This is a genomic window from Ideonella sp., assembly GCF_041914305.1.
Classification (GTDB): domain Bacteria; phylum Pseudomonadota; class Gammaproteobacteria; order Burkholderiales; family Burkholderiaceae_C; genus Ideonella.
Map to the genome: position 1 here is coordinate 41,114 of NZ_JAYSDQ010000018.1, position 25,222 is coordinate 66,335.

Genomic DNA, 25,222 nt, shown 5'->3' on the forward strand with positions numbered 1-25,222 from the left:
TTACTTGACCCGGGTGGCGATGTAGGCGCGCAGGCGGCCCTTGCGCACCCCCACGCCGGCGATCTGGCCGGCCTCGTTGATCGAGTTGGCGTACATCAGCTGGTCCCACCCTGCCCCGCTCTTGCCCAGCAGGCTTTTCAGGCGATAGGTCTTGCCTTCGGCCGACAGCAGCACCTCGCCCGCCGAGCCCGCGCCCACCACCTCGTCGCGGTCGTTCACGTCGTAGGGCGTGAGCGTGTCGCCCTCTTGGGTGGGCGGCAGCTTCCTCATCACGCTGCCGTCGTGGATGAAGGCGTGGTAGGCGCCCTTCTTGTCGCGCGCCGTGCCCACCACGTGCCCCAGATCGTTGATCGCCGCGCCCCAGCTCGAGGTGCCGCCCAGGGTGCCGAGGTCGACCATCTCGCCGTTGCGCCAGGCGAAGGCGTGGTACGGCGCGTACTGGCCCGGCAGGTCGGCGATGCCGGTCACCTCGCCCCGGTTGTTGATGTCGAAGGCCGAGCTGTTGTTGCCCCCGAGCGTGCCGAGATCGGTCAGCGTGCCGTGGTCATAGATGCAGCCGTGCCAGGTGCCGTCGGCGCGCACGGCCATCTGGCCCAGGTCGTTGATCGCGTACAGCGACAGGCCCGGCATGGCCTCGGTGGTGCCATCGGCGCGCCAGACGTAGTAGTCGTTGACGATGCGGCCGATCACGTCGCCGCTGTCGTTCATGTCCTGCACCAGCATGGCATTGGCCGGCGCAGGCAGGATCGGCTTCAGCACGCCATCGACATAACGAAAGGGCATCAGCCCCTGGTCCGGCGCACCTTTCACGCCGGCCCGGCCGGCCACCACGCCGTGGTCGTTGATGACCATCGCCTCCTTGGGCAACAGCTCGTCGTCATGGTCGATCAGTTCGATCTTGTAGACGGGCCGCGCCGCCACGGCGGCCGAGGCCGACACGGCCAACAGCAGCCAACACACCATTGAGCGAATCATGCGAACCTCCTTGTTGGAGGCGCAATCCTAACATCCTAAATGGTGGGACTCTCCATCGATCGCGCGACGTGGGCCGCGCGGCACGGCGGCCTGCCGCTCAGGTGCGTGGGTAGCGCTGGTCGAGCCAGCCGTTCAGCGCGGCCAGCACCTGGCCCTTGTCGGGCTCGTTGAAGATCTCGTGCGAGAAGCCGGGCCACTCGCGCGTGGTGACCACCTCGCGCGGCGCGGCCGCGGCGAAGCGGGCCGAGCCCTCGGGCTTCACGCAGCGGTCGGCACCGGCCCACATCAGCAGCGTCGGCAGCGCCCAGCGGGCGGCGGCCTCCAGCACCACCGGGCCAGCCTCGGCGATGAACTGGCCGAGCAGGCCGCTGATGCGATCGTGCACCAGCGGGTCATCGACATAGGCCTTGACCACCGCCGGGTCGCGGCAGATCCATTCGGGCTTCAGGCCGTTGTTGACGCGCAGGTGCGGCAGCACTTTCGGCACCACCGCCAGCAGCGCCTTCTGCACCGCGTTCATGCCCGGGTCGAGCGCCGGCGACGACAGCACCAGCGCATCGAGCGGGCGCGACCAGCCGGCCGGCTGCGGCGCCAGGCCCTCGGCCACGAACCGCGCCGCCACCAGGCCGCCCAGGCTGTGGCCCAGCAGCACCAGCGGCCCCGGCAGCTGCGCCCGCATCGCATCGATGATGCGCGCCAGGTCGGCCAGCAGGCTGTCGGCGGCGGCGATGTCGCCGGGTGCACCGGCCGAATGGCCGTGGCCGCGCTGGTCATACGCCGTCACGTCCCAGCCCCGGGCCTGCAGGTCGGCCGCCACATGGGCATAACGCCCGCCATGCTCGCCCAGGCCATGAACGATCAGGACCTGACCGCGCGCCGGCGGCTCGGGGCTCCAGCGCCGCACATGCAGGGCGAGGCCGTCTTGGGTTTGAACAATGGCGTGCATCACACCGAGTCTAGAGCCTGTTCAAAGCCCCAGCCTCGCGGCCCAGCCCAACAAGCCGAGGTTGACGGGGTTGCGTTCGAGAAAGCCGCTGCGAAAGGCCTCGGGCACGTGGCGGTCGGCGGTGTCGTGGATCCAGCGCACGGCTTGGCGCACCACCTGGGCCGCCTCGTCGTCGGCGCCGGCCGCGTGCAGCGCCTGCGCGGCCTGCCACCCCAGCTCGGCCGGGTACAGCGTGGCCGGCACCAGCCGCTCGGCCTCGGCCAGCGCCTCGCGCGCGCAGGTGGCCGCGCGCGCGCTGTCGACCGCGCGGGCCACGTCTGCAAAACGAACCAGCGCCGCCAGCCGCGCCCCGCCGTGGCCCAGGCGCTCGGTGGCTGAGAGCGCCTGGTCGAGCTGGCGCATCGCGTCGGGCGGCGGCAGGTCTTTCGCCTGCTCGATGGCCAGCGGCCAGTACAGGTCGGGCCGGTCACCTTCGTCGGCCAGCAGCGCGCGCGCCTGCTGCAGCAACGCCGCCGCGTCGGCCTGGCCACCGCGGCGCTCGCGGGCCAGGCGCGACAGCAGCAGCAAGCGCCGCACGCGCGCCACCATCGGCGTGTCGTCACCGTCGCCCACGGGCTGCAGGGCCTGCTGCGCGCGCGCCGCCTGCCCCAGTTGCCACCAGCAGGCGGCACGGTGGCAAGCCACCACCGACAGCAGGATCGGCTGCTCGCGCGCCATCACCTGCTCCGCTTCATCCAGCGCGGCCAGCGCGCTGGCGTAGCGCCCCTGGCCCAGCTCGCACAGCCCGCGCAAGGCCCATGAGGTGCCCAGCTGCGCGCCGATCCAGTCGTGCTGTGCGGCCAGGTCGAGCGCGCGCTGCACCGATTCGCCGGCACTGCGCAGGTCGCCCCGGTCGATGCGGTTGCAAGCCAGGTTCGACAGGCCGCTCATCACCTGCGACCCGTCGCCGATCTGCTCGGCGAAGGCGATCGAGGTCTCGTGCCACGGCATCGCGGCATCGAGCTGGCCGCAGTTGTCCAGCGCCACCGCCAGGCTGCCGGCCGCTTCCGAGCACTCGGCCGGGCCGCCGTGTTGCAGCAGCCACTCGGTGGCCGAGCGCAGGGGTTCCACGGCCTCTTGCGGCCGGTCGGCCATCACCAGCACCATGCCCTGCTCGCCGTGGGCCTGGGCCAGCAGACGCTCGTCACCCAGGCGGTGGGCCTCGGCCACGCAGGTCGCCACGCGCTCGGTCAGTTGGTCGAGGTCGCCCCGGTGGCCGAGCAGGTGGATGCGCATCAGCGCGGCTTCCAGCCGCTCGGCATCGGTCGCGGCAAGCCGATCGAGCCGGTCGCACAGCGCCTGGCCATCGGCGATGTCGTAGTCGATGCCCAGGTGCAAGTCGGTAGCCCCCAGCACCGCGGCAAAGGCCTCGGCCTGGCGCCCGTCGTCGGCCAGGATGTCGGCACGCCGCAGCAGAAAGCCCAGCTGCTCGTGCCGGCGCGCACAGCGCCAGGCGGCATCGGCCGCCTGGCCGAGCCATGGCAGCGCCCGCAGCGGCTGGCCGGCGGCCTGCCAATGGTCGGCCACCCGGGCCGGCGCGTGCTGGCGTGCGGCGTCCGATTCGAGGAAGCTGGCGATGCGGCCGTGCAGGTGGCGGGCGATCGGCGCGGGCACGCCGTCGCGCACCGCCTCGAACACCAGGTCGTGGGCGAAGGCCTGGTCGCTCAGCACCTGCGCCGCTTCGAGCGCCTGCCAGTCGTCGGCCAGCGCCATCACCGGCTGGCCCAGCACCGCGGCCGCCAGCTCGACATCGAAGTCGACCCCGGCCACGCTGGCCACCCGGGCCAGGGCCAGCGCGCCGGCGGGCAGCCGTGCCAGGCGCTCGGCGATCACCGCGCGCACGTTCGACGGCCGGGCGCGCAGCCAGTCGCCCACATCGCCGCCCAGGCGCTGCTCGGCCCAGGCCTGCTTCAGCGTCTCGAGCAGGAACATCGGGTTGCCGCCGGTGTGCTGGCGCAGGGCCGCGCCGGCGGCCGAGCCGCTGAGGCCCGGCAGCGCGAGCGAGTCGACCAGCTCGGCCAGCGCGGTCTCGTCCAGCGGCGCCAGCGGCAGCGGCCGCAGGCGGGCGTGGGCGATCAGCTCTTGCCGCAAGGCCGCCAGGGCGCTGCCCTCGACCGCCGGGCGGCTGGCCAGCGCCCAGCGCGGGGCCGGCGCGTGGGCATCGGCCAGTGGGCTGCGCAGGATCCAGTCGCGCAGCCAGTCGATGCTGGCGTCGTCGGCCCATTGCAGGTCGTCGACCAGCAGGCCGGCAAAGCCCGGCGCCTGCGCGCGCCACAGTGCGTCCAGCGCGTCGGGCAGGGCCTGCTCGTGGCCACCCCGCGGCGGCGCCACGGGGCCGGCCGAGATGTGCGGCAAGAGCTTGGCCAGCTCGCGCCGCTGCGCCGCGCCCAGCCGGTCGGCGGCCTGCTCGTCGTGGCGGTGCAGCGCGTCGAGCCAGCGGGTCAGCGAGGCCAGTGGCACGCCGGCATCGCCGGGCCGGGCCGCCACGCACAGCGCCCCGGGGCGCGACCGGGCCAGGGTCTGCAGCAGCCGGCTCTTGCCGAGCCCGCCCTCGCCTTCGACCCACACCACCTGGCCCAGGTCCCAGCCCTGCAGCAGGGCCTCGACCGCGGCGGCGCGGCCGATCAGGCGAGGCGGCCGCAGCACGCTGGCCGGCAGCGCCGCGCCGGGCACCGGCAAGGGCGACGCATCCACCTCGGCCGCCTCGATGGTGGCCAGCAGTTGCCGGGTCTCGGAGCTCGGCTGGGCGCCGACCTCGTTCTTCAGCATCTGCTCGCAACGGTCGAACGCCAGCAGCGCGGCGGCGCGGTCACCGGCCAGGTAGTGCAGCCGCATCACGCGGCGGTGCGCCTCTTCGGACAAGGGCTCGAGCGCCAGCAGCTCGTGCGCGTGCAGCAGCGCGCCGGGCCAGTCCTGTGCCCGCTCCGACATCTCGCACAGCTCGGCCAGGGCCAGCCGCATGCGCTGGCGGCGGTGGTCGCGCTGCAAGGCCAGCCACTCGGCCAGCGTGCCGGTGGCGCCGGCGTCCTGCCCGCCCAGCACGTCGTCCGAGTCGGCCAGGTCGTGGCCGATGCCTTCGGCCAGCGCCAGCACCGCCTGGCCCTCGACCAGCTCGACGCCGAGCTGACGCCGCAGCTGGAACAGGCGCTGGCGCAGCGTGTTGCGCGCAGCGGCGGGCTCGCTGTCGGGCCACAGCAGCAGGGCCAGCCGCTCGCGCGGCGTGGGGCCTTCGAGCGCCAGCCAGCTCAGCATCAGCGCATCGCGCAGCGCCAACGGCCGCTGCTCGCCATGGCGCGTGAGGGCCGGCGAAGCGGGCGCCAGCAGCAACTGCACCGGCCCGGCGCCAGGCTCTACCGCCGCCTGGCCAAGCGACGAAGACGCTGTCTCGGCACTCATAACGGCATCCTAACGGAGCGATTTCTACAGTGACTTCACTGGCGGACGGGCAGCGATCGAGCAGGCACCGAAAGGCAGTAACCCACCCACCCGTTATGTCACTCAGAGAGGCAAGCACCATGAACACCCGACTCATCACCGCCCTGGCCCTGACCCTGGCCGCCGCCGGCACCCAAGCCGCCCAGACCACCCGCAGCGCCTGCAGCGTCGACGGCAGCGGCGGCGCCAACGTCGTCTCGGCCCACCCTGAAGACGGCTGGGTCTCCGTGGCCGGCATCAGCAAGGTCGTCAACAACACGACCAGCGCGGCCAAGCAGGCCTACGTGACCTTCAGCGCCGATGCCGGCGTGGAGGCCGATGCCGAGCTGCGCCTGGCCTTCTCGATCGACGGCGGCGCGCCGTTCTACGCCGGCCCGCAGAACCTGGGCAACAACCAGCAGTTCTGGGAATCGCGCAGCACGGTCGCCGTGTTGTCGATCCCGGCCGGCAGCCACACGATCCAGCCGATGTGGCACGTCAACGGCGCGGCCGGCAAGCTGGGCATCCTCGACGACCGCTGCCTGATCGTCACCTTCTGATCACCGAGGCTCTGGGGGCGTTGTGTCCCCCAGGTGATCGACGGGGGAGCGGGAACGGTTAGCCTTGCGTGATCTGTTGCGAGATCCCACACAAGGCCAGCCATGACCACTCCCTCTGCCTATTTCGACCTGCAGCTCGACAGCGCCACCGGCATCGCCCGGCTGACGCTGAACCGCGCCGAGCGCATGAACACGATGGACCCGGGCTTCTTCCCGGCCGTGCGCGACGCGGTGCGCGCGCTCGACGACGCCGGCCAGACCCGCGTGCTGGTGATCGGCTCGACCGGCAAGCATTTCTCGGCCGGCATGGCGCTGGACGTGTTCGCCGGCGCCAACATGCCAATGCTCGACCTGTCGACCTCGCGCAAGCGGCAGGCCTTCCAGACCGGCCTGCGCCGGCTGATGGCCTGCTTCGACGCGATCGACGAAGCCCGCTTCCCGGTCATCTGCGCCGTGCAGGGCGGCTGCATCGGCGGCGCGCTGGACCTGGCGGCCGCCTGCGACATCCGCCTGTGTGCGGCCGACGCGTTCTTCACCGTGCAAGAGATCCACATCGGCATGGTGGCCGACCTGGGCTCGCTGCAGCGGCTGCCGAAGATCGTGCCGCAGGGCGTGGCGCGGCAGATGGCCTACACCGGCGAGCGGGTCGACGCGCAACGCGCGCTGGCGATCGGCCTGGTCAACGCGGTGCTGCCAGACGCCGACGCGCTGCTGCTGCACGCCAACGAGCTGGCCTCGCAGATCGCCGCCAAGAGCCCGCTGGCGATCGCCGGCAGCAAGCTGGCGCTGAACCAGGCGCGCGACCACGGCACCGCCGAAGCCTTGTCGCAGATGACGCTGCTGCAAAGCGCGATCTTCGACATCGGCGAGATGGAGAAGGCGATCACCGCCTGGAAGCTCAAGCAGCCAGCGGCGTTCGAGCCGCTGGCGCCACTCGAGAAGAGCTGATCAGCGCGCCGCGCGGCGCAGCGGCACCGCCGGGAAGTCGACCGGCACCGCGAAGGCCACGTTCACGTAGTTGGTGAACAGGTTCAGCGCGACGTGGGCCAGGATCTCGACGATCGCCTCGTCGTCGAAACCGGCCGTGCGCAGGGCCTGCACATCACCATCGGCCACCTGGCCACGCTGCTCGACCAGCTTCAACGCGAAGCGCAGCGCCGCCGCGGTGCGCGGGTCAGACGACTCGCCCATCTGCGCCGCGCTCATCTCGTCGGCCGAGGCGCCGGCCTTGCGGCCGAGCGCCGTGTGCGCCGCCAGGCAGTATTCGCAGGCGTTGCGGTCGGCCACCGCCACGGCGATCTGCTCGCCCAGCTTGGCCGGGATCACGCCGCCGCCGAGCGCGCCGAACGCCGCCCACATGCTTTTCAGCGCCGCCGGCGAATTGGCCACCGCGCGAAACATCGCCGGCGTGCTGCCGAAGGCCGACTGGATCGGCGCCAGCAGGGCGCGGCGGTCGGCGGTGGTGGTGGCGGCGTCGATGAGTTGGACACGGGACATGGGGTTTTCCTTTTGCTGAGAGGGTTGGAAGGTGCCGGGGGTCATCGCCCCAGGCACACCGCCAGTGTCTCGGCGGCAGGGGTACGATTGGGCACTTTTCGTCCACGATTCATACCCAATCGTCCAACCACATGCCCCCGCCGATCGACCGTCTGTCCACGCTGCTCGAGCACTTCCGGGTGCGGGCGCACCTGTTTCATGCCGGCCCGCTGTGCGGCACCACGCATTTCGCGGCGCAGCCGGGGCGCGGCTTTCTGCATGTGCTCAAGCGCGGCGAGATGGCCCTGTCGCACCGCGCGGCCAATGGCCGGCGCCAGCGCGTGCAGGTCAACGAACCGAGCCTGCTGTTCTACCCGCGGCCGCTCGCACACGACTTTCACAACGCCCCGGTCGACGGTGCCGACTTCACCTGCGCGACGCTCGATTTCGACGGCGGCGACACCAACCCGCTGGTGCAGGCGCTGCCGCCGGTGGTGCTGTTGCCGCTGGCCGCGGTGCCCGGCCTGGAGCCGGCGCTGGGCCTGCTGTTCGCCGAGACCGAAGCCCTGCGTTGCGGCTCGCGCCTGCTGGCCGACCGGATGTTCGAGGTGGTGCTGATCCAGCTGCTGCGCTGGTTGGTCGATCACCCGCAGCAGGCGGGCGTGCCGGCCGGCCTGATCACCGGCCTGTCGGACGAGCGGCTGGCGCGGGTGCTGGTCGCCATGCACGAGCGGCCCGGCGAAGCCTGGGGCCTGGCGCGGATGGCCGCTTGCGCCGGCATGTCGCGCAGCGCCCTGGCCGTGCATTTCAAGGCCGTCGTCGGCCAGACCCCGGCCGACTACCTGGCCCATTGGCGGCTGACGCTGGCCCAGAGCCAGTTGCGTCAGGGCCGGCCGATCAAGGCGATCGCCACCGACCTGGGTTACGCCAACGCATCGGCGCTGTCGCGCCTGTTCACGCAGAAGCTGGGCACCTCACCGCGCCAGTGGCGCGACAGCGTGGCGGCGTGAGCGCCGGTTCAATACCAGCCGCGGTGCCAGCCGTAGTGGGGGTGGTGCCAGCCCCAGCCGTAACGCGCGTGAAATTCCCAGGTCCAGCCCGGGCCGGGGCTGGCGTAGGTGGGGGCCACATACACCGCCGCGGCGGCGTGGCGCGGCGGTGCCACCACGCACCCAGAGGTCAAGGCCATCAGGGCGCTGGCGGCGGCCAGGGCAACCAAGCGAGTCTTCTTCATGCAGTCTCCAACAGCACAAACAGGGCGAGCGCGCCTGCCGGGCAGGCGCCGTGTGTGCCTTGAAGATAGCGGCGCCCCCGGCGCGGCCGGGTCAGCCCGCGGCGCGAGCCGGTGTAGGACGGCGCCTACTCACTTCATGCAGAAGACATTGAGCTTGTTGCCGTCGAGATCGCGAAAGTAGCCGGCATAAAAGCCCTCGCCGCGCGGGCCGGCCGGGCCCTCGTCGGTGGCCCCGAGCGAGAGGGCCAGCTTGTAGAGGGTGTCAACCTTGTCCTTGCTGTCGACCACCAGCGCGACCATGGTGCCGTTGCCGCGCGTGGCGGGCTGCTTGTCGAACGGCTTCATCACACCCAGGCTGGGCTGGCTCATGCTCGTGCCCCAGGCCACCCCTTGGTCCGACTCCCACAGCCGCTTGGCGCCCATCGCGCCGAACAACTGGTCGTAGAAAGCGACTGCGCGGGGCAGGTCGTTCGTGCCGAGGGTCACGTATCCGATCATGAAAAGCCTCCTTTTCGAGCGATGGCCACCAAATTAGGGCCCTAGAGTTTAGGGCGCCCGAACCACGCCCAAGCTGGCACACTGCCGCCCCGCATGAACCTGAAGACCCGCCTCAACATCGCCCTCGGCGCCTGCGCCGTGTCGGCGGTGCTATTGGCCGGGCTGTACATGCGCGGCCAGTTGCGCGAGCGGGCCCTGGCCGAGGTGCAGCGCGAAGCCGAGCTGCACATGGAGGCCGCCACCGCCCTGCGCAGCTACACCGCCGACCACGTGCGCCCGCTGCTCAACACCGACCCGACCCACTTCCAGGTGGCCGCGGTGCCGTCATTCGCCGCCACCACCGCGATGCACGAGTTGCACCGCCGCTACCCGGGCGTCAGCTACCGCGAGGTGGCGCTGAACCCGACCAACCCGGCCAACCAGGCCACCGGCATCCACGCCGAGATGGTCGAAGCGCTGCGTAGCAGCGGTGTCGACACGATCCAGCGCCAGACGTTCGAGAACGGCCAGGAAATGCTCTACGTGGCCAAGCCGCTGCGCGTGAACGACGCGGCCTGCCTGACCTGCCACGGCGAGCCGGCGGCCGCGCCCACCGCGATGCGCGCGCTCTACAGCGACCAGCACGGCTTCGGCTGGCGCATGGGCGAAACAGTGGGCGCGCAGGTCGTGTCGCTGCCGATGACGGTACCGCTGGAGCGCGCACAGCAATCGCTGTGGCAGTTCTTGATCGGCGCCTGCGCGGTGGTGCTGACCGTGTTTCTGACGCTCAACGCGATGCTGCGCCGGGTGCTGCTGAACCCGATCGCCAGCCACCACGGCGAGTTGCACCGCCAGGCGCGTGAAGACGAGTTGACGCGGGCCATCAACCGGCGCGGCTTTCTCGAAGCCGCCGAGGCCGCGCTGGCACGCGCCCGCGCCAACGGCGAGCAGCTGTCGCTGGCGATGCTCGACGTGGACCGCTTCAAGCAGATCAACGATCAGCACGGCCACGCCGCCGGCGACGCGGTGCTGCGCGAGCTGGTGCGGCGGGTGCAGTCTCGTGTGCGCGGGTCCGACCTGCTGGGCCGCCTGGGCGGTGACGAGTTCGCGCTGCTGCTGCCCGACGCTTCGCTCGACCACGCCCGCCAGCTCTGCGCCGCGTTGCACGCCACACTGCAGCGCGAGCCCTACCCCCACGGCGAGACGGTCGGCATCAGCCTGGGCGTGGCGCAGTGGCAAGGCGGCAGCGAGGCGCTGTCTTGCCTGCTGGCCCGCGCCGACCAGGCCTTGTACGACGCCAAGCGCAGCGGCCGCGGGCGCTGCGTGGGCTGAGCGCCCCGCGCCCGCAGCCGATCAGCTGCGCTCGAACTTGAACACTGCCACGCTGGCGCGCAGGTTCGGCCAGCGACGGATCACCTCGCCGCTTTGCAGGCCGAAGCTGTCGATCACCTCGAGCCCGTTCTTGCGCGCCAGCACCTCGAAGTCCTTGTAGGTGCCCACGCGGATGTTCGGCGTGTCGTACCACTCGTAGGGCAGCGCGCGCGTCACCGGCATGCGCCCGCGCAGGATCGACACGCGGTTGACCCAGTGCGCGAAGTTCGGAAAGCTGACGATGCCGATGCGCCCGACACGCGCCGTCTCGCGCAGCATGTTCTCGGCATTGCGCAGGTGCTGCAGGGTTTCGAGCTGCAGCACCACGTCGAAGCTGCGGTCTTCGAACAGCTTCAACCCCTCTTCGAGGTTCAGCTGGATCACGTTGACGCCGCGCTGCGCACAGGCCAGCACATTGGCATCGTCCAGCTCCACGCCATAGCCCGTGCAGCCGCGCGTTTCGCGCAGGTAGGCCAGCAGCTCGCCGGTGCCGCAACCCAGGTCGAGCACCCGGGCGCCTTGCGGTACCAGCCGGGCGATGACTTCGAGGTCCTTGCGTTCACTCATACGTATCGATGGGGTCGAATTTGATCAAGGTTCTTGCGCGGATCCGGCTTTGCCTGGCCGCTGCAAGGGCCCCCTCGGGGGGCAGCGAAGCGGCAGCGAGCGTGGGGGTCACAGGATCCGGTCGAAGTAGGCCCGCATCACGCCGTGGTAGCGCGGGTCTTCGAGCAAGAAGGCGTCGTGGCCGTGCGGCGCGTCGATCTCGGCGTAGCTGACCTCGACCCGGTTGTCGACCAGCGCCTTGACGATCTCGCGCGAGCGCGCCGGCGAGAAGCGCCAGTCGGTGGTGAAACTGACGACAAGAAACTTCTTGTCGCGCGCCACCTTGAAGGCCGCCGCCAGGTCATTGCCGTGCTCGCGCGCGGGGTCGAAATAGTCGAGCGCCCGGGTGATCAGCAGGTAGGTGTTGGCGTCGAAATACTCGCTGAACTTGTCGCCCTGGTAGCGCAGGTAGCTCTCGATCTGGAACTCGATGTCCTGCGTGCTGTAGCCCAGCTCGGCCTCGCGCAGCTCGCGGCCGAACTTGGCCTCCATCGAGTCGTCGCTGAGGTAGGTGATGTGGCCGATCATGCGGGCCACGCGCAGGCCACGCTTGGGCACCACGCCGTGGGCGTAGAAGTGGCCGCCGTGAAAGTCGGGGTCGGTCACGATCGCGCGCCGCGCGACCTCGTTGAAGGCGATGTTCTGCGCCGACAGGTTGGGCGCGGTGGCCACCGCCACGCAGTGGCGCACACGGTCGGTGTGGCGCAGCGTCCAGGCCAGCGCCTGCATGCCGCCCAGGCTGCCACCGACCACCGCCGCCAGCTGCTGGATGCCCAGCCGCGAGACCAGCCGCGCCTGCGCGTCGACCCAGTCTTCGACCGTGACGACCGGAAAGTCGGCGCCGTAGGGCCGGCCGGTCGCCGGGTTCAGGTGCATCGGCCCGGTCGAGCCGAAGCACGAGCCCGGGTTGTTGATGCCGATGACGAAGAAGCGATCGGTGTCCAGCGGCTTGCCGGGGCCGACCAGGTTGTCCCACCAGCCGGTGCTGTGGGGTTGGTCGGCGTAGTCGCCGGCCACGTGGTGCGACGCGTTCAGCGCGTGGCATACCAGCACCGCGTTGCTGGCATCGGCATTCAGCGTGCCGTAGGTCTCGTAGACCAGGGTGTAGTCGGACAAGCTCGCGCCGCTTCTCAGCGGCAGCGGCTCGGCGAAATGCATGCTCTGCGGGGCAACGAAGCCGACCGACCTCATGAAGCCTGACCTTCCAAAAGAAAAACCCGGTACCGCAGCGAGACGCGGACACCGGGTTCAACTCGGAGCCCTCTTTAGCTGCATTTGATTAAGCGCCCGCAATCCGGACCAAATCGGCGCTGTGGGGAAGAAGTCTACCAGCCCTCGCCCGGCGGCGGCCGGGGTGGCATAGTCGCCGGCGGGAACAGCATGGGAAGGGCAGGCCGCTACGTGAACCACAGTCTTCAGCACTACGCCCGGCTGGCGGCGATCGTCGTCGTCGTCTTCGGCTGCTACCAGGTGCTGCACCCGTTCATCCCGGCGCTGCTGTTCGCGGCCGTCGTCTGCACCGCCACCTGGCCGGTCTACCGCCGCCTGCGCGACGCGGTCGGCGGCCGAATCACCTGGGCTGCGCTGTTGATGACGCTGCTGCTGGTGGTGCTGGTGATCGGCCCATCGACGCTGCTGGCGCTGAGCCTGGCCGACGACGTGGCCTCGCTGTTCGACGGCGCACGTGGCCTGCTCGACCACGGCCCGGTGATGCCGCCCGACTGGTTGCGCGACGTGCCGCTGGTCGGCTCCGCGCTGTCCGACTACTGGCAGCGCATCGCCGCCAGCCGCGAAGAGCTGAACGCCCTGCTCAAGAGCCTGTTCGAGCCGGCGCGCATCGTGCTGCTCGGCGCCGGCAAGGCGATCGGCAGCAGCCTGGTGCAGCTGAGCTTCGCGGCCTTCATCGCCTTCTTCTTCTACCGCGACGGTGAGCAACTGGTCAGCGCCGCGCGCGCCATCCTCACCCGGCTGGCGGGTGAGCTCGGCGACTCGCTGCTGTCGACGATCAACGGCACGGTGATCGGCATCGTGCACGGCATCTTCGGCACCGCGCTGGCGCAGGCCCTGGTCGCGTTGATCGGCTTCTTGATCGCCGGCGTGCCGGGCGCGCTGGCGCTGGCCGCGGGCACTTTCTTGCTGTCGATGGTGCCGATCGGCCCGCCGCTGATCTGGGGCGGCGCGGCGATCTGGCTGTTCGTGCAGGGCTCGGTCGGCTGGGGCATCTTCATGCTGGCCTGGGGCCTGCTGGCCGTCAGCTCGATCGACAACGTCGTGAAGCCCTACCTCATCAGCCGCGCCAGCAGCCTGCCGCTGTTGCTGATCCTGCTGGGCGTGTTCGGCGGCATCGTCGCCTACGGCTTCATCGGCATCTTCATCGGCCCACCGATGCTGGCGATCGGGCTGACGCTGGTGCAGCTGTGGTCGACCACCGAACCGCGCCCGCCGGCCGCCGGCACCTGACAGGGGGTGCTCAGTGCGTGGGCATCAGCTTGCTGACCCACTCGCTGCGCGCCTCGTCGAAGCGGTACATCATCAGGAAACGCGCGGTCTCCATGTTGACCTGCTCGCGGGTCAGCTTGCTCATGTCGCGCGCGGCGCCCATGGGCACCCAGCTGCCCGTCAGATCGTCGAAGGTGTGCATGCGCAACCACTCGTCGCGCATGGCCAGCACTTCAGAGCGCGACTTCACGCCCTTGGGCGGCTCCATGTTCGACTTCAACACCCACTGGCCGGTGAGCTCGTCCCAGTTCATCGTGGCCAGGAAGGTGTCGCGGTCCATCTTGACCTGCTCGCGGGTGAGCGGGCCGTCTGCATGCGCGAGGCCGGCGAAGGTGGCCAGCGTGCTAACGAGCAAAAGGGTGATACCAAACTTGGTCTTCATGGGAAAGGTCTCCAAAAGGAAAGGTGAAGGACATGGTGAAACGATGACTGCGACGCACTGCTCTGATGTCGTGGTGGCTTTTCGCCTGCCTCAAGCCGGCCGCTGAGACGTAGTCGCACCACTTCGCACGAACTTACAGGCGGCGCCGCATTGAGTTACCGTCGCGCCGCAACCCAGCCTGCTTCGACGCGCCCTGAATGCTTCTTGACATCGGCCCCCTGCGCCACAACACCGCCTTTCGCCGCCTGTTCGCCAGCCAGTTCATCTCGGGGCTGGGCACGATGGTCAGCTACGTGGCCGTGCCCTGGCAGCTCTACGAGCTGACGCACTCCAACGCCCAGGTGGGCCTGCTGGGCTTGGTGCAGCTGGTGCCGGTGGTCCTGTGCGGGCTGCTGGGCGGCGCCGTGGCAGATCGGGTGGACCGCAAGCGGCTGTTGATCGCCTCAGAGGCGCTGATGGCGCTGTGCCTGGCGGGCCTGCTGGCCAACGCGCTGGCCGCTGCGCCCAGCGTGCTGGCGATCTACGCGCTGGTGGCCGTGCTGCAGGGCGCCAGCGGCTTTCACCGCCCGGCGCTCGAGGCACTGACGCAAAAGCTCGCGCGGCCCGAAGAATTCGCCGCCGTGGCGGCGCTGTCGTCGGTGCGCGGCACGGTGGGCATGGTGGCCGGGCCGGCGCTGGCGGGGCTGTTGCTGGCGCGCTGGGGCGCGGTGGGCGCGTACCTGTTCGACTTCGTGACCTTCCTCGCGGCGCTGTTCTTTCTCGCTCGCATCCCACGCGCCGCCATCGGCACGGTGGGCGAGCCCGGCGAGCGCCCTCACCTGCTGGCCGACCTGGCCGAAGGCCTGCGCTTCGCATGGGCGCGCCCCGAGCTGATGGGCACCTACATCGTCGACATCGTGGCGATGGCCTTCGCCTTCCCGGTGGCGCTGTTCCCGGCCATGGCCGCGGCCGATGGGCGCACCGAGTCGGTCGGCTGGCTGCTGTCGGCGATGTCGGTCGGCGCACTGGCCATCGGCCTGTTCAGCGGCTGGACCGGCAAGGTCACGCGCCACGGCCGCGCGGCCGTCATCGCGGCGGCGGTGTGGGCGCTGGGCATCGTGGCCCTGGGCTTCGCACCCAGCCTGATGTGGGGCCTGGCATGCCTGGCCGCGGCCGGCGCGGCCGACATGGTCAGCGGCGTGTTCCGCGGCACGATCTGGAACCAGACCATCCCCAACACCCTGCGCGGCCGGCTGGCCGGCATCGAGATGATCAGCTACCTGACCGGCCCGCTGATCGGCAACACACGCGCCGGCTTCATGGCCGACGCCTGGGGCGTGTCGCCCGCCATCTGGATCGGCGGGGTCATCTGCCTCGTCGGCGTCATCGCAACGGGCTTCGCGCTGCCGCGGTTCTGGGCTTATCGCAGCAGCACGGCGCAGGCCACGGCGGCGGACACCGTGGCCGCTTAGAAGTCCGTGGCAGGGGCTCAGGCGTCCTCGACCTGGTCGTGGCCTTTGCGAGAAATCGTAAGCGCCTTGCGACCTGCGCTTCACGCGGAGCCACCGGTTCGCCGCACCGCACCTTCGGAAACATTGCTTTACACCTCAGCGCCCGGCAGAGGCGTCAGAGCCTTCACCATCGGCGGCGAATTAGAACCGTTTCCAAAATGAGGAGTCCAGCATGTCGACTGAACGCGGCCCAGGTGCCGCTCGACGCACGGCAGCCGCCCATACGGCGGCCATCGTTCTTGCAGCGTCGCTCGTTGCATGCGGCGGCGGTGGCGAAGACCAAAGCGCCACGGACCAGAGCGAGGCCGACGCGGGTCGTGCCACGGCTCTCGCGGTCGGCGACTCGGCCCAGGCCGGCGATGCCGATCAAGCGAGCGAGCAGGTCGAAGCCAAGGGCCCTGGCGTGCCCATCAAGCCGGTGAAAGCCACCGCGTCGGGGCACGACGGGAACATGGTGCCGGGCAACGCCATCGATGGCAACCTGAGCACGCGTTGGGCCGGCAACAACGCCGACAAAGCGTGGATCCAGTTCGACTTCGGCAAGAAGGTCGAGCTGGGCTACTTGAAGCTGACCTGGGAGAACGCCTACGGCAAGGCCTACACGCTGCAGGTGTCCGACGACGGCGTGAAATGGAAAGACCTGCGCAAGCAGACGGCCGGCACCGGCGGCATCGAGGAGTACTTCAACCTCGGCGTGACGAACCGCTATCTGCGCCTGCAAGGCGTGACCCGCGGCACGCAGTACCCGTACTCGCTCTACGAGGTGGAGTTCAAGACGCCGGGCAGCGACAACACGCTGCCGAAGCTGGCCACCTCGGCCACGGACGTGCCCAAGACGGACGCCTACGTGCCGATGCTGCCGCTGAAGCAGCCGCCGCAGGAGTCAACCCAGTTCACGCTGGCAGACGGCACGCTCGTCACCCGCTTCGGCGTCGTGGGCCGCAGCCGCCACGCCCGCGAGCGCGGCGAAGACTGGAACGAGATCGGCTACGGGCCCAACGAGACCGTCGACGGCGCGGGCAACCCCGTGGACAAAGGGCCGGGCGCCTACCTGAACTTCGTCCCCAACTACTTCAAGAACCGCAGCTGGGGCGTCGAGATCATCGACAACAGCCGCGTCGCGGGCGTCACGAAACCGACCTTGCGCGTGAACCAGTACTACCAGCAGGCCCAGCTGGCCGGCGGCCACTCGTTCTTCCGCGGCTTCGACCGCCCGGGTGTCACCGGCTATGGCTGGATGGCGTCGGGCCAGTTGGTCGACCCCGACCTCTACGGCACCGGCCGGGCCGATTGCCCCGTCGTGGCCAAGCCGCCCAATGGCAAGCTGCTCAATGACAGTGGCCTGAACGACGGCTGCAGCGTGACGTTGGACAACTACCCCGGCCACGCCGACCTCAGCCCCGACGCCAACGGTGTGCTCGTTCCGAATGGGCAGACCATCCCTGCGCGAGCCCTGGTGGCCGGGGACGTGATCGAGTTCACCCCGTCGTTCTTCTCCACGCGTGAAGCCATGGGCTCGGACCTGGGCGGCCTGCGCTACTACACCACGGAGCTGACCTACGTGATGGGCACGGGCCTGCGTCCCTGGTATGGGGTGCAGCCGCGCTTGATGAACGCGCCGCTGCCCAGCGAAACGCTGCAAGGCGGGATCGGCTCGGTCTCGTACGACTACGCCGACAACGGCGCCTACATGTTCCAGCAGCAGCAGAACAACATCGGCATGCAGAACATGCAGCGCTTCGTGGACGGCCGGCGACTGCTGCACACGAACATGCGCACCGGCGAGCACAACGAGCCGGGCAACGACCGCTACGACCCCGCCATCGGCCTGCTGGGGCCGCGCTTCAACCAAAGCTCGTGCTTTGGTTGCCACGTCAACAACGGCCGCAGCCCTGCGCCGTCTGAAATCGGCCAGAAGCTCGACCACATGGCCCTGCGTGCGGCCATGCTCAATGCCGAAGGCAAGCAAGTGCCCCACGACCGTTACGGCGCGGCCGTGCAGATGAACGCGGCCTCTAGCGACGGCAAGCCGCAAGATTGGGGCACGGGTGTGCGGGTGAAGAGCTTCACCAACAAGGAGGTCTTGCTGGCAGACGGCACGAAGGTGGTGTTGCGCCAGCCGTTGATCGAGTTCGATGGCGACAAGCCGGCCATCTTCTCGCTGCGGGCGGCCATGCCGCTGATCGGCGGCGGCTTGCTCGAATCGGTGCTCGAGTCCGACATCCTGTCTCGCGTGCGCCAGACGCCCGACGCCGATGGCGTGAAGGGCCAGGCCAACTTCGTCTACGACCCCGAGACGGGCGACGTGCGGCTCGGCCGCTTCGGCTGGAAGGCCTCGAAGGTGAGCCTGCGCCACCAGGCCGCCAGCGCACTGCTGGACGACATGTCGGTCACTTCGCCGCTCTACCCCAGCCGCGACTGCCTGGCCGGCCCCGACACCTGCAAGACAGGAAAGCCCGATCACGGTGTCTCCGCCGAAGAGCTGCAGAAGATCGAGCAGTACCTGCAATTGCTGGCCGTGCCGGCCCAGCGCAGCCTGGTCAGCGGATTCCCGAAGGGCGTCTCGCCGCTCAAGGACCTGGATGTCAACCCCAAGCAGGTGGCCGCCGGAGCCAAGCTGTTCAGCAACACCTTGCGCTGCACCTCCTGCCACGTCGCCGAAATGAAGACTGGCAAGGGCCACCTGATGGAAGAGCTTCGCAGCCAGACCATCAAGCCGTATTCGGACTTGTTGCTGCATGACATGGGCTCGGACCTGGCCGACAACTACACCGAAGGCCGGGCCAAGGGAAACATGTGGCGCACGCCGCCGTTGTGGGGCATCGGCTACACCGACCGCGCGATGGAAGGCCAAGGCACGGTGGGCTACCTGCACGACGGCCGCGCACGCAACCTCACCGAGGCCGTGATGTGGCACGGCGGTGAAGCCACCGCTTCACGCCAGCGCTTCGCCGCCTTGTCCGCCGCGGATCGCGCAGCGCTGATGGCCTTCCTGCGTTCGCTTTGAACGGCGCGCCAAAGTCATGCAGCGCAGATGAGTGCTTGCGCATCGTCCCCCATCCAATCTGGAGAATGCGATGAAGTCATTGGTTGTGATGCTCCCGCTCCTGGCGTCGGCTTTTCTTTCTGCCTCGGCTCCGGGCGCAGCCTCGGCGGCCGCCAACCCAGAGGGCTTCACCGGCGTCTTCGGCGGCGGCCCGCTGTACATCGTCTCGAAGGGCGCTCCGGCCAACATCACCGAGTTGCAGAACTCCGGCTTCACTGAAGTCATCGTCTGGAGCGTCGAAGTCAAGACCAACGGTGATCTCAACCTGAACGGCGAGTTTCCGCTGACCTCCAACGGCGCCTACGTGGGCGGCCAGACCTACCCCGACTTCGCGTCGGACATGGCGCGCCTCAAGCAAGGCAAAGTCCGGCGCGTGACGTTCAGCATCGGCTCGTCCAATTTTGGAGACTGGCAAAACGTCGCCGCGCTCGTGCGCAGCCAGGGCACCGGGCCCGACAGCATCCTCTACAAGACCTTTGCCGCGCTCAAGGCCGCGATCCCGGCCATCGACGCCATCGACTTCGACGACGAGAACAGCTTCGATCTCCCCACCACGGTGAAATTCGGCGTCATGTTGGGGAAGCTGGGCTACCACGTGATGCCCGACCCGTACTTCAACGCCGCCTACTGGACGCAGGTCGTCTCGCAGATCAACGCGAAGCGGCCCGGCACCGTGGATGGTGTGCACCTGCAGACTTACGCTGGGGGCTCCGGCAACAGCCCGTGCCATGGCTGGGACTTCGGCAGCGTGCCGGTCTTCCCGTACGTGTGGGACCGCGACAAGACGCCCAAGCAGACGTATCAGCAGATGGATGCCTGGCATACCGAATGCGGCATCGTTGGCGGCGGCCTTTGGCTGTACGACGACTTCGTCGGCACCGGCGAAGCCGCGCAGTACGCCAAGGCCGTGAACCGCGGCGTCAAATAGGGGCATCAACGCGCGTTCACCCCGTGTCGGGTCCATTGCGGCCCGTCGCAATGACAGTTATTTGCGGGACAGGACACTAGAAGCGTCAGTCCGGTGACCAGGTGAGCACGTAGTTCGGCCCGGGCTTCTTGCTGCCGCCGTTCACCAGCAGGACCTTGTCGCCGTCCAGCGTCTGCACCTCGTGGCCGCAGCCGTCGTAGTCCTGCGTCAGCTGACCCTTGTCCCACAGGCCGTTCTGGTTGCCCCAGAACACAACGTCGGCGGCCAGGTCGTGCTGCGTGCTCTTGCAGCTCTTGTCGGCCAGCGCGACATAGATGTCAGGTCGACCATCGTGGTTGAAGTCGCCCACCGTCAGCGATTTGCCGGGCTTCGGCAGCTTGCCTTCGAAGAGTCGACTCTCGAAGAACAGGCCGTCGCCGCTGTTCAACCAGACTTCCACCGTGCTGCCATCGACCAGCGAGATCAGGTCCAACTTGCCGTCCTGGTTCAAATCTTTCAGCTGGGCCCAGATCCAATGCTTGCCCACCAGCGCCGGTGACATGAGCGCCTTGAAGTCGCCGGTTTGGTTGTTGAGAAAGAGTCGGGACGGGCCGTCGTCATTGCAGACCAGCAGGTCATCCCAGCCATCGCCGTTGATGTCGCCCTTGGCGACGCAACCCCAGCCGAGAGAGCCGGTGGCAATGGTCTGCACCTCATCGAAGTGCTGACCTTTCCGGCTGACGAACACGCGGTTGATGCTTTCGTTGCCGCCCGCGTGCTGTTCGTTGGTCAGGTAGATGTCGGGCCAGCCGTCGTGGTTGAAGTCGAAGAAGATCGGGCGGCGGCCGCTGCCGTAGCGGTCCTCCGCGCCGTTGTGGGCCATCTTCGCGAAGGTGCCGTCGACCTGCTGCATCCACAGCTCATTGGGGCCCGAGCCCGTGCCTTTGTCGGCGCCGACCGCGCAGTAGAAGTCCATCCGCCCGTCGCGATTGACATCGCCCGCGTCGCAGTCGTGCCGATCCACATGCGGTAGGACTTGCGGTGAGGCCACGTAGCCGCTGGGCGTCCAGTTCCAGATGCGGTCGTGCTCGTCGTGGCCGGTGATGAATACATCGTCGTGGCCGTCGCCGTTGTAGTCGGCCACCGCCGTCCCCCAGCCTTTGGAGGTTTCGATGTACTGGGCTTGGTAGGGCGCGGGCGCGAAGCCGGCGACCAATGCCAGCGAAACGATGCCCAACGCCAAGCGCGTGATTCTGTGCTTCATGCTTGCCTCCGTTGAAATCCCAAGCCTTTTGCTTGAGCGGCAGCATGCCACCGCATTGATGGGCGTCGGCAAGCGACCGCGGCGGCTTTGTGACGAAGCCTTTCCGGCGCCGAGACGCGGCGCGGCGCCGTCAGGCCAAGCACCGCGCCGCGGGCAGGGTCTTGTCATTTACTGGTCACTCGACCAATAATGCCCCATGCCCCGCCCTTCCCAAGGCATCGACCAGGCCCTGCTGCGCAGTGGCCTCGCCCTGCTGCCCCAGCTCGGCTGCGCCGGCCTGTCGGTGCGGCGGGTGGCTGAGCACGCGGGGGTGAACCCCGCGATGTTTCACTACCACTTCGGCAACAAGGCCGCGTTCTTGCAGGCGGTGCTGCAGCAGCTGTACGAGCAGATGTTTGCCCAGTTGTCGGCCGGTGCCAGCCGCGATGGGCCGGTGCTGGACAGGTTGCATGCCACGCTCGTCACGCTGGCCGGCTTCGTGCGCAAGCACCATGTGCTGGTCGGCCGGCTGGCCATCGATGCGGCCAATGGCGAGGCGGTGGTGCACGACTTCGTGCGCGCCAACGCGCCGCGCCACCTGGGCTTGCTGATGCAGCTGATGGCCGAGGCCGAGGCTGCCGGTGTGCTGCTGCCGGCGCCTCCACTGCAGCGCTTCGTGTTCTTGATGGGGGCGGTGCTGGCGCCGATGCTGGTCGCGCCCGCGGTGGCGGCGCTGGGCGTGGCGCCGGCCCTCGTCGGCACGGCGGTGCAGGCCCAGGTGTTGAGCGACGAAGCGATCGAGCAACGGGTTCGGCTCGCCTTGGGGGCATGGCGCGTCACCCCCACCGCATCCACCGCACCCATCGCATCCACTGCACGCGCCGCACGGCCGAGGAAGAAGACATGAATCGATTGCCCACCCGCGTGGCCGTGCTCGGCGCCCTGGCGCTGCTGGGCGCCTGCAAGGCACCCGCCGAATCGGGCTGGTCGGGCTATGCGGAGGGCGACTACGTCTACCTCGCGGCGCCGGTAGCGGGCACCTTGAAGACCTTGTCGGTTCAGGCCGGGCAACAGGTGGCCGTCGGCGCGCCGCTGTTTGCGCTGGACGCGGCGCCCGAGCAGGCCGCGCGTGCCGAGGCCGACGCGCGTGTGCTGGCCGCGCAGGCGCAAGCCGCCAACACCACCAAGGGCCGCCGCGCCGACGAGGTGGCGGTGGTGCGCGCGCAGCTCGCGCAGGCGCGGGCCCTGGCCGCGCGGGCCGAGACCGAATGGCAGCGCCAGAAGGCCCTGGTCGACCAGAGCTTCGTCAGCCAGTCGCGGCTGGACGACGCCACCACGGCCCGCACGCAGGCGCGCGACCGCGTCGCCGAGCTCGAAGCCAGCCTGCGCGTGGCCACCCTGCCCGCCCGTGCAGACGAGCGCGACAGCGCCGCGGCGCAGGTCGAGGCCGCCAAGCAGTCGCGTCAGCAACTGGCCTGGCGCGAGCAGCAAACGGTGCAGGCCGCCCCCACCGCCGGCCTGGTGGCCGACACCTACTGGCGCGTTGGCGAATACGTGCCGGCGGGCCAGCCGGTGGTCTCGCTGCTGCCGCCCGAGGCGCGCAAGGCCCGTTTCTACGTGCCCGAGGCCGCGCTGGGCGGGCTGAAGATCGGCCAGGCGGTGAGCCTGCATTGCGACGGCTGCGGCGCCCCAATCGCGGCGCAGATCAGCCGCATCGCCACGCAGCCCGAATACACGCCGCCGGTCATCTACTCGAACACGCAGCGCACGAAGCTGGTGTTCATGGTCGAGGCGCGGCCGGCACCGGCCGACGCGACACGGCTGCACCCCGGGCAACCGCTGGACGTGAAGCCCGTCAAATGAGTGATCTGGCGATCGACGTCAAGGGCCTGACCAAGCGCTACGACGGCCGCGCGGTCGTCGACAACGTGGCGCTGCAGTTGGGCACCGGCCGCATCTGCGGCTTTCTCGGCCCCAACGGCAGCGGCAAGACGACCACCATCCGCATGCTGTGCGGGCTGCTGACGCCCGACGCCGGAGAAGGCACCTGCCTCGGGCTGGACCTGAAGCGTGGCGCCTTGCAGATCAAGCGCCAGGTCGGCTACATGACGCAGAAGTTCGGCCTGTACGAAGACCTGTCGATCCGCCAGAACCTGGACTTCGTCGCGCGCCTGTTCGAGCTGGACCAGCGGCCCAAGCGCGTCGACGCTGCGCTGGAACGGCTGGGCCTGGCCACGCGGGCGCAGCAGCTGGCCGGCTCGCTCTCGGGCGGCTGGAAGCAGCGGCTCGCGCTGGCCGCCTGCCTGCTGCACGAGCCCCGCCTGCTGTTGCTGGACGAGCCCACCGCCGGTGTCGACCCCAAGGCGCGGCGCGAGTTCTGGGACGAGATCCACCGCCTGGCCGCCGAGGGCATCACCGTGCTGGTCTCGACGCACTACATGGACGAGGCCGAGCGCTGCCACGAGCTCGCCTACATCGCCTACGGCAAGCTGCTGGCGCGAGGCACCGAGAGCCAGATCATCGAGCAGGCCAGGCTGACGGTGTGGGCCGTGCAGGCCGAGAACGACCCGGCCGCCTTGACCGCGCTGCTCGAGCCGATGAAGGCCGCGCCCGGCGTGTTGAGCGTGGCCGCCTTCGGCAGCGCGGTGCATGTGGCGGGGCAGGACGCGGCCTTGGTCGAGGCCGCGATCGCGCCGTTCCGCGACCGTGCCGGCCTGCGCTGGACACGCACCGACGCGAACCTCGAAGACGTGTTCATCAGCCTGATCGGCCAGGCGCCCGACAACTTCAAGGCATGAAGCCAGGAGACCGGTGACATGAGCGCGCGCTTCTCCTGGGCCCGGATGCTGGCGATCTTCTTGAAAGAGTTCCAGCAGATGCTGCGCGACCGGCCGACCTTCGGCATGGCGGTGGGCGTGCCGATCATCCAGCTGGTGCTGTTCGGCTACGCGATAAACACCGACCCGCGGGGCCTGCCGACCGCGCTGGTCAGTGTCGACAGCGGCCCGCAGGCGCGCGAGCTGGTGGCCACCTTGCAGAACACCGGCTACTTCCGCATCAGCGCCCAGCCCGCGAACGAAGCCGAGGGTGAAGAGCTGCTGGCGCGCGGCGACGTGCAATTCCTGGTCGTGATACCGCCCGACTTTTCTCGCCGGCTGATCCGCGGCGAACGGCCGGCGCTACTGGTCAGCGTGGATGCCACCGACCCCTCGGCCTCGGGCAACGCGCTGGCGGCGTTGGCGGCCCTGGCGCCGCGCGCGCTGCCCACGTCGCTGGCCGGCCCGCCGGCCGCCCTGGCACCGAAAGAGCCGCCGTTCGACCTGCGCGTGCACCGCCGCTACAACCCCGAAGGGCTGGCGCGCTACAACATCGTGCCGGGCTTGATCGGCACCATCCTGACGATGACGATGGTGATGCTGACGGGCCTGGCGATGACGCGCGAGCGCGAGCGCGGCACGATGGAGAACCTGCTCGCCACGCCGGTGCGGCCGATCGAGGTGATGCTGGGCAAGATCCTGCCGTACATCGTGATCGGCTACATCCAGCTCGGCGTGATCCTGGGCGCCTCGGCGCTGCTGTTCGAGGTGCCGATGGTCGGCAGCCTGACGCTGCTGATGGCGATGATCGGCGTGTTCATGCTGGCCAACCTGGGCGTGGGCTTCACCTTCTCGACCCTGGCCAAGAACCAGCTGCAGGCGCTGCAGATGACGTTCTTCTTCTTCCTGCCGTCGATCCTGCTGTCGGGCTTCATGTTCCCGTTTCGCGGCATGCCGGGCTGGGCCCAGGCGATCGGCGAGACGCTGCCGCTGACGCACTTCCTGCGCATCGTGCGCGGCATCCTGCTCAAGGGCAACGGCGCGGTCGAGCTGCTGCCCGAGCTGTGGCCGATGCTGGCCTTTCTGGCCGTGGCCGGGGCTGTCGCCTTGAAACGGTACCGGCAAACCCTCGACTGAGTCGATTCCGACGCATTTCGTCACACCGCGCTGGCATACTGCCCGCGAGATGTTGGACCCCAATGCCCCGGCGCCGGACACCGCTGACGAGTTGTTCCGGATGATGTACCAGGACCTGCGCCGCCTGGCCAGTTCTCGCCTGCGCCGCAGCGAGAACATCACGATGCTCGACACCACCGCGCTGGTGCACGAGTCTTACCTGCGCTTTCAGCACCAGAGCGATCTGGGCGGCATGTCGCAGGGCCAGTTCCTGGCCTATGCGGCCCGCGTGATGCGCTTCGTGGTGATCGATTTCGTGCGCCAGCGCCACGCCGAGCGCCGCGGTGGCGACCAGCTGCACGTGACGCTGAACACCGAGGTCGCCGAGTCGGTCTCGATCAAGGACGACGACGTGATCCGCATCCACGAGGCGATCGAAGAGCTGGCCCAGGTCGACGACCGGCTGGCGCGCATCGTCGAGATGCGCTGCTTCGCCGGGCTGGACGAGCTGGCCATCGCGCAGGCGCTGGGCATCACCGACCGCACCGTGCGGCGCGATTGGCAGAAGGCCCGGCTGCTGCTGAAGGCCGTGCTGCAGTGATGGGCGCGCCGGCACCCGCTGCCC

General features: G+C 69.4%; 23 protein-coding genes. 13 read left to right on the forward strand and 10 right to left on the reverse strand.

Annotated elements, in window-relative coordinates; all coding sequences use genetic code 11:
• From ACE3SG_RS21740 to ACE3SG_RS21750, 3 genes are all read right to left on the reverse strand, one after another.
• On the reverse strand, positions 1-975 hold the full coding sequence (locus ACE3SG_RS21740; RefSeq protein ID WP_374568313.1) for a hypothetical protein: 975 nt from the start codon (positions 973-975) through the stop codon (positions 1-3).
• Between the two features lie 97 nt (positions 976-1,072).
• Positions 1,073-1,921 carry a lysophospholipase gene (locus ACE3SG_RS21745; protein ID WP_374568314.1) on the reverse strand — a complete coding sequence of 283 codons (849 nt, stop codon included), beginning with the start codon at positions 1,919-1,921 and terminating at the stop codon, positions 1,073-1,075.
• A 21-nt stretch (positions 1,922-1,942) separates the two neighbouring features.
• Positions 1,943-5,356, reverse strand: a complete 3,414-nt coding sequence (locus tag ACE3SG_RS21750; RefSeq protein ID WP_374568315.1) for an AAA family ATPase — start codon at positions 5,354-5,356, stop codon at positions 1,943-1,945.
• Between the two features lie 119 nt (positions 5,357-5,475).
• On the opposite strand from ACE3SG_RS21750, the gene ACE3SG_RS21755 reads away from it, so the two are divergent.
• Together ACE3SG_RS21755 and ACE3SG_RS21760 are read left to right on the forward strand one after the other, a co-directional pair.
• Complete coding sequence (locus ACE3SG_RS21755) at positions 5,476-5,934, forward strand: hypothetical protein (RefSeq protein ID WP_374568316.1); 459 nt, start codon at positions 5,476-5,478, stop codon at positions 5,932-5,934.
• Positions 5,935-6,036: 102 nt separating this feature from the next.
• Positions 6,037-6,882: an enoyl-CoA hydratase-related protein gene (locus ACE3SG_RS21760; RefSeq protein WP_374568317.1), complete on the forward strand. Its 846-nt coding sequence runs from the start codon at positions 6,037-6,039 to the stop codon at positions 6,880-6,882.
• Here ACE3SG_RS21760 and ACE3SG_RS21765 read toward each other — a convergent pair whose 3' ends face one another.
• Complete coding sequence (locus tag ACE3SG_RS21765; RefSeq protein ID WP_374568318.1) at positions 6,883-7,431, reverse strand: carboxymuconolactone decarboxylase family protein; 549 nt, start codon at positions 7,429-7,431, stop codon at positions 6,883-6,885.
• A 131-nt stretch (positions 7,432-7,562) separates the two neighbouring features.
• Between ACE3SG_RS21765 and ACE3SG_RS21770 the strand changes: the two genes are divergently transcribed.
• Positions 7,563-8,420, forward strand: coding sequence for a cupin domain-containing protein (locus tag ACE3SG_RS21770; RefSeq protein ID WP_374568319.1), 858 nt, complete (start codon positions 7,563-7,565; stop codon positions 8,418-8,420).
• An 8-nt stretch (positions 8,421-8,428) separates the two neighbouring features.
• Here the strand turns inward: ACE3SG_RS21770 and ACE3SG_RS21775 are convergent, their stop codons facing one another.
• Entirely contained in the window at positions 8,429-8,644 is a 216-nt protein-coding gene (locus ACE3SG_RS21775; RefSeq protein WP_374568320.1) for a hypothetical protein, read from the reverse strand.
• 129 nt (positions 8,645-8,773) lie between these two features.
• Positions 8,774-9,142, reverse strand: a complete 369-nt coding sequence (locus tag ACE3SG_RS21780) for a VOC family protein (RefSeq protein ID WP_374568321.1) — start codon at positions 9,140-9,142, stop codon at positions 8,774-8,776.
• 93 nt (positions 9,143-9,235) lie between these two features.
• On the opposite strand from ACE3SG_RS21780, the gene ACE3SG_RS21785 reads away from it, so the two are divergent.
• The gene (locus ACE3SG_RS21785) at positions 9,236-10,453 is read left to right on the forward strand and encodes a diguanylate cyclase (RefSeq protein ID WP_374568322.1); all 1,218 of its coding nucleotides are present in this window, start codon (positions 9,236-9,238) and stop codon (positions 10,451-10,453) included.
• Between the two features lie 21 nt (positions 10,454-10,474).
• Here ACE3SG_RS21785 and metW read toward each other — a convergent pair whose 3' ends face one another.
• Positions 10,475-11,059, reverse strand: coding sequence for a methionine biosynthesis protein MetW (gene metW / locus ACE3SG_RS21790; RefSeq protein WP_374568323.1), 585 nt, complete (start codon positions 11,057-11,059; stop codon positions 10,475-10,477).
• A gap of 108 nt (positions 11,060-11,167) precedes the next feature.
• Positions 11,168-12,289: a homoserine O-acetyltransferase gene (locus ACE3SG_RS21795; protein ID WP_374568324.1), complete on the reverse strand. Its 1,122-nt coding sequence runs from the start codon at positions 12,287-12,289 to the stop codon at positions 11,168-11,170.
• Positions 12,290-12,499: 210 nt separating this feature from the next.
• Between ACE3SG_RS21795 and ACE3SG_RS21800 the strand changes: the two genes are divergently transcribed.
• Complete coding sequence (locus ACE3SG_RS21800) at positions 12,500-13,558, forward strand: AI-2E family transporter (protein ID WP_374568325.1); 1,059 nt, start codon at positions 12,500-12,502, stop codon at positions 13,556-13,558.
• 10 nt (positions 13,559-13,568) lie between these two features.
• Here ACE3SG_RS21800 and ACE3SG_RS21805 read toward each other — a convergent pair whose 3' ends face one another.
• A complete protein-coding gene (locus ACE3SG_RS21805) occupies positions 13,569-13,979 on the reverse strand; it encodes a hypothetical protein (RefSeq protein ID WP_374568326.1) in 411 nt (136 codons plus the stop codon).
• A gap of 197 nt (positions 13,980-14,176) precedes the next feature.
• Between ACE3SG_RS21805 and ACE3SG_RS21810 the strand changes: the two genes are divergently transcribed.
• The 3 genes from ACE3SG_RS21810 to ACE3SG_RS21820 all read left to right on the forward strand — a co-directional run bounded on the left by ACE3SG_RS21810 (position 14,177) and on the right by ACE3SG_RS21820 (position 19,443).
• Positions 14,177-15,430 carry an MFS transporter gene (locus ACE3SG_RS21810; protein ID WP_374568327.1) on the forward strand — a complete coding sequence of 418 codons (1,254 nt, stop codon included), beginning with the start codon at positions 14,177-14,179 and terminating at the stop codon, positions 15,428-15,430.
• Between the two features lie 211 nt (positions 15,431-15,641).
• On the forward strand, positions 15,642-18,476 hold the full coding sequence (locus tag ACE3SG_RS21815) for a di-heme oxidoredictase family protein (protein WP_374568328.1): 2,835 nt from the start codon (positions 15,642-15,644) through the stop codon (positions 18,474-18,476).
• 31 nt (positions 18,477-18,507) lie between these two features.
• Entirely contained in the window at positions 18,508-19,443 is a 936-nt protein-coding gene (locus ACE3SG_RS21820) for a hypothetical protein (RefSeq protein ID WP_374568329.1), read from the forward strand.
• Between the two features lie 85 nt (positions 19,444-19,528).
• Here ACE3SG_RS21820 and ACE3SG_RS21825 read toward each other — a convergent pair whose 3' ends face one another.
• Positions 19,529-20,686 carry an FG-GAP repeat domain-containing protein gene (locus ACE3SG_RS21825; RefSeq protein ID WP_374568330.1) on the reverse strand — a complete coding sequence of 386 codons (1,158 nt, stop codon included), beginning with the start codon at positions 20,684-20,686 and terminating at the stop codon, positions 19,529-19,531.
• 196 nt (positions 20,687-20,882) lie between these two features.
• Here ACE3SG_RS21825 and ACE3SG_RS21830 point away from each other — a divergent pair, with 196 nt between their 5' ends.
• Genes ACE3SG_RS21830 through ACE3SG_RS21850 form a run of 5 tightly spaced genes read left to right on the forward strand, consistent with a single transcriptional unit; the run spans position 20,883 to position 25,198 of the window.
• On the forward strand, positions 20,883-21,572 hold the full coding sequence (locus ACE3SG_RS21830) for a TetR/AcrR family transcriptional regulator (RefSeq protein ID WP_374568331.1): 690 nt from the start codon (positions 20,883-20,885) through the stop codon (positions 21,570-21,572).
• Positions 21,569-22,528 carry an HlyD family secretion protein gene (locus ACE3SG_RS21835; RefSeq protein WP_374568332.1) on the forward strand — a complete coding sequence of 320 codons (960 nt, stop codon included), beginning with the start codon at positions 21,569-21,571 and terminating at the stop codon, positions 22,526-22,528. The genes ACE3SG_RS21830 and ACE3SG_RS21835 overlap by 4 nt, the downstream gene beginning before the upstream one ends.
• The gene (locus tag ACE3SG_RS21840; RefSeq protein ID WP_374568333.1) at positions 22,525-23,463 is read left to right on the forward strand and encodes an ABC transporter ATP-binding protein; all 939 of its coding nucleotides are present in this window, start codon (positions 22,525-22,527) and stop codon (positions 23,461-23,463) included. Before ACE3SG_RS21835 ends, ACE3SG_RS21840 begins: the two co-directional genes overlap by 4 nt.
• A gap of 18 nt (positions 23,464-23,481) precedes the next feature.
• Positions 23,482-24,618 (forward strand): ABC transporter permease, encoded by a 1,137-nt coding sequence (locus ACE3SG_RS21845; RefSeq protein ID WP_374568334.1) that lies wholly within the window; start codon positions 23,482-23,484, stop codon positions 24,616-24,618.
• 49 nt (positions 24,619-24,667) lie between these two features.
• Positions 24,668-25,198: an ECF-type sigma factor gene (locus ACE3SG_RS21850; RefSeq protein WP_374568335.1), complete on the forward strand. Its 531-nt coding sequence runs from the start codon at positions 24,668-24,670 to the stop codon at positions 25,196-25,198.
• Positions 25,199-25,222 lie beyond the last annotated feature (24 nt).

Excerpts from the sequence above, each read along its gene's own strand:
- ACE3SG_RS21810 (WP_374568327.1), top strand. The coding sequence starts at position 14,177 with ATGCTTCTTGACATCGGCCCCCTGCGCCACAACACCGCCTTTCGCCGC.
- ACE3SG_RS21830 (WP_374568331.1), top strand. The coding sequence starts at position 20,883 with ATGCCCCGCCCTTCCCAAGGCATCGACCAGGCCCTGCTGCGCAGTGGC.
- ACE3SG_RS21835 (WP_374568332.1), top strand. The coding sequence starts at position 21,569 with ATGAATCGATTGCCCACCCGCGTGGCCGTGCTCGGCGCCCTGGCGCTG.
- ACE3SG_RS21825 (WP_374568330.1), bottom strand. The coding sequence starts at position 20,686 with ATGAAGCACAGAATCACGCGCTTGGCGTTGGGCATCGTTTCGCTGGCA.
- ACE3SG_RS21850 (WP_374568335.1), top strand. The coding sequence starts at position 24,668 with ATGTTGGACCCCAATGCCCCGGCGCCGGACACCGCTGACGAGTTGTTC.
- ACE3SG_RS21755 (WP_374568316.1), top strand. The coding sequence starts at position 5,476 with ATGAACACCCGACTCATCACCGCCCTGGCCCTGACCCTGGCCGCCGCC.
- ACE3SG_RS21765 (WP_374568318.1), bottom strand. The coding sequence starts at position 7,431 with ATGTCCCGTGTCCAACTCATCGACGCCGCCACCACCACCGCCGACCGC.
- ACE3SG_RS21840 (WP_374568333.1), top strand. The coding sequence starts at position 22,525 with ATGAGTGATCTGGCGATCGACGTCAAGGGCCTGACCAAGCGCTACGAC.
- ACE3SG_RS21845 (WP_374568334.1), top strand. The coding sequence starts at position 23,482 with ATGAGCGCGCGCTTCTCCTGGGCCCGGATGCTGGCGATCTTCTTGAAA.
- metW (WP_374568323.1), bottom strand. The coding sequence starts at position 11,059 with ATGAGTGAACGCAAGGACCTCGAAGTCATCGCCCGGCTGGTACCGCAA.
- ACE3SG_RS21770 (WP_374568319.1), top strand. The coding sequence starts at position 7,563 with ATGCCCCCGCCGATCGACCGTCTGTCCACGCTGCTCGAGCACTTCCGG.
- ACE3SG_RS21785 (WP_374568322.1), top strand. The coding sequence starts at position 9,236 with ATGAACCTGAAGACCCGCCTCAACATCGCCCTCGGCGCCTGCGCCGTG.
- ACE3SG_RS21760 (WP_374568317.1), top strand. The coding sequence starts at position 6,037 with ATGACCACTCCCTCTGCCTATTTCGACCTGCAGCTCGACAGCGCCACC.
- ACE3SG_RS21750 (WP_374568315.1), bottom strand. The coding sequence starts at position 5,356 with ATGAGTGCCGAGACAGCGTCTTCGTCGCTTGGCCAGGCGGCGGTAGAG.
- ACE3SG_RS21740 (WP_374568313.1), bottom strand. The coding sequence starts at position 975 with ATGATTCGCTCAATGGTGTGTTGGCTGCTGTTGGCCGTGTCGGCCTCG.
- ACE3SG_RS21745 (WP_374568314.1), bottom strand. The coding sequence starts at position 1,921 with ATGCACGCCATTGTTCAAACCCAAGACGGCCTCGCCCTGCATGTGCGG.
- ACE3SG_RS21795 (WP_374568324.1), bottom strand. The coding sequence starts at position 12,289 with ATGAGGTCGGTCGGCTTCGTTGCCCCGCAGAGCATGCATTTCGCCGAG.
- ACE3SG_RS21780 (WP_374568321.1), bottom strand. The coding sequence starts at position 9,142 with ATGATCGGATACGTGACCCTCGGCACGAACGACCTGCCCCGCGCAGTC.
- ACE3SG_RS21815 (WP_374568328.1), top strand. The coding sequence starts at position 15,642 with ATGTCGACTGAACGCGGCCCAGGTGCCGCTCGACGCACGGCAGCCGCC.
- ACE3SG_RS21805 (WP_374568326.1), bottom strand. The coding sequence starts at position 13,979 with ATGAAGACCAAGTTTGGTATCACCCTTTTGCTCGTTAGCACGCTGGCC.
- ACE3SG_RS21775 (WP_374568320.1), bottom strand. The coding sequence starts at position 8,644 with ATGAAGAAGACTCGCTTGGTTGCCCTGGCCGCCGCCAGCGCCCTGATG.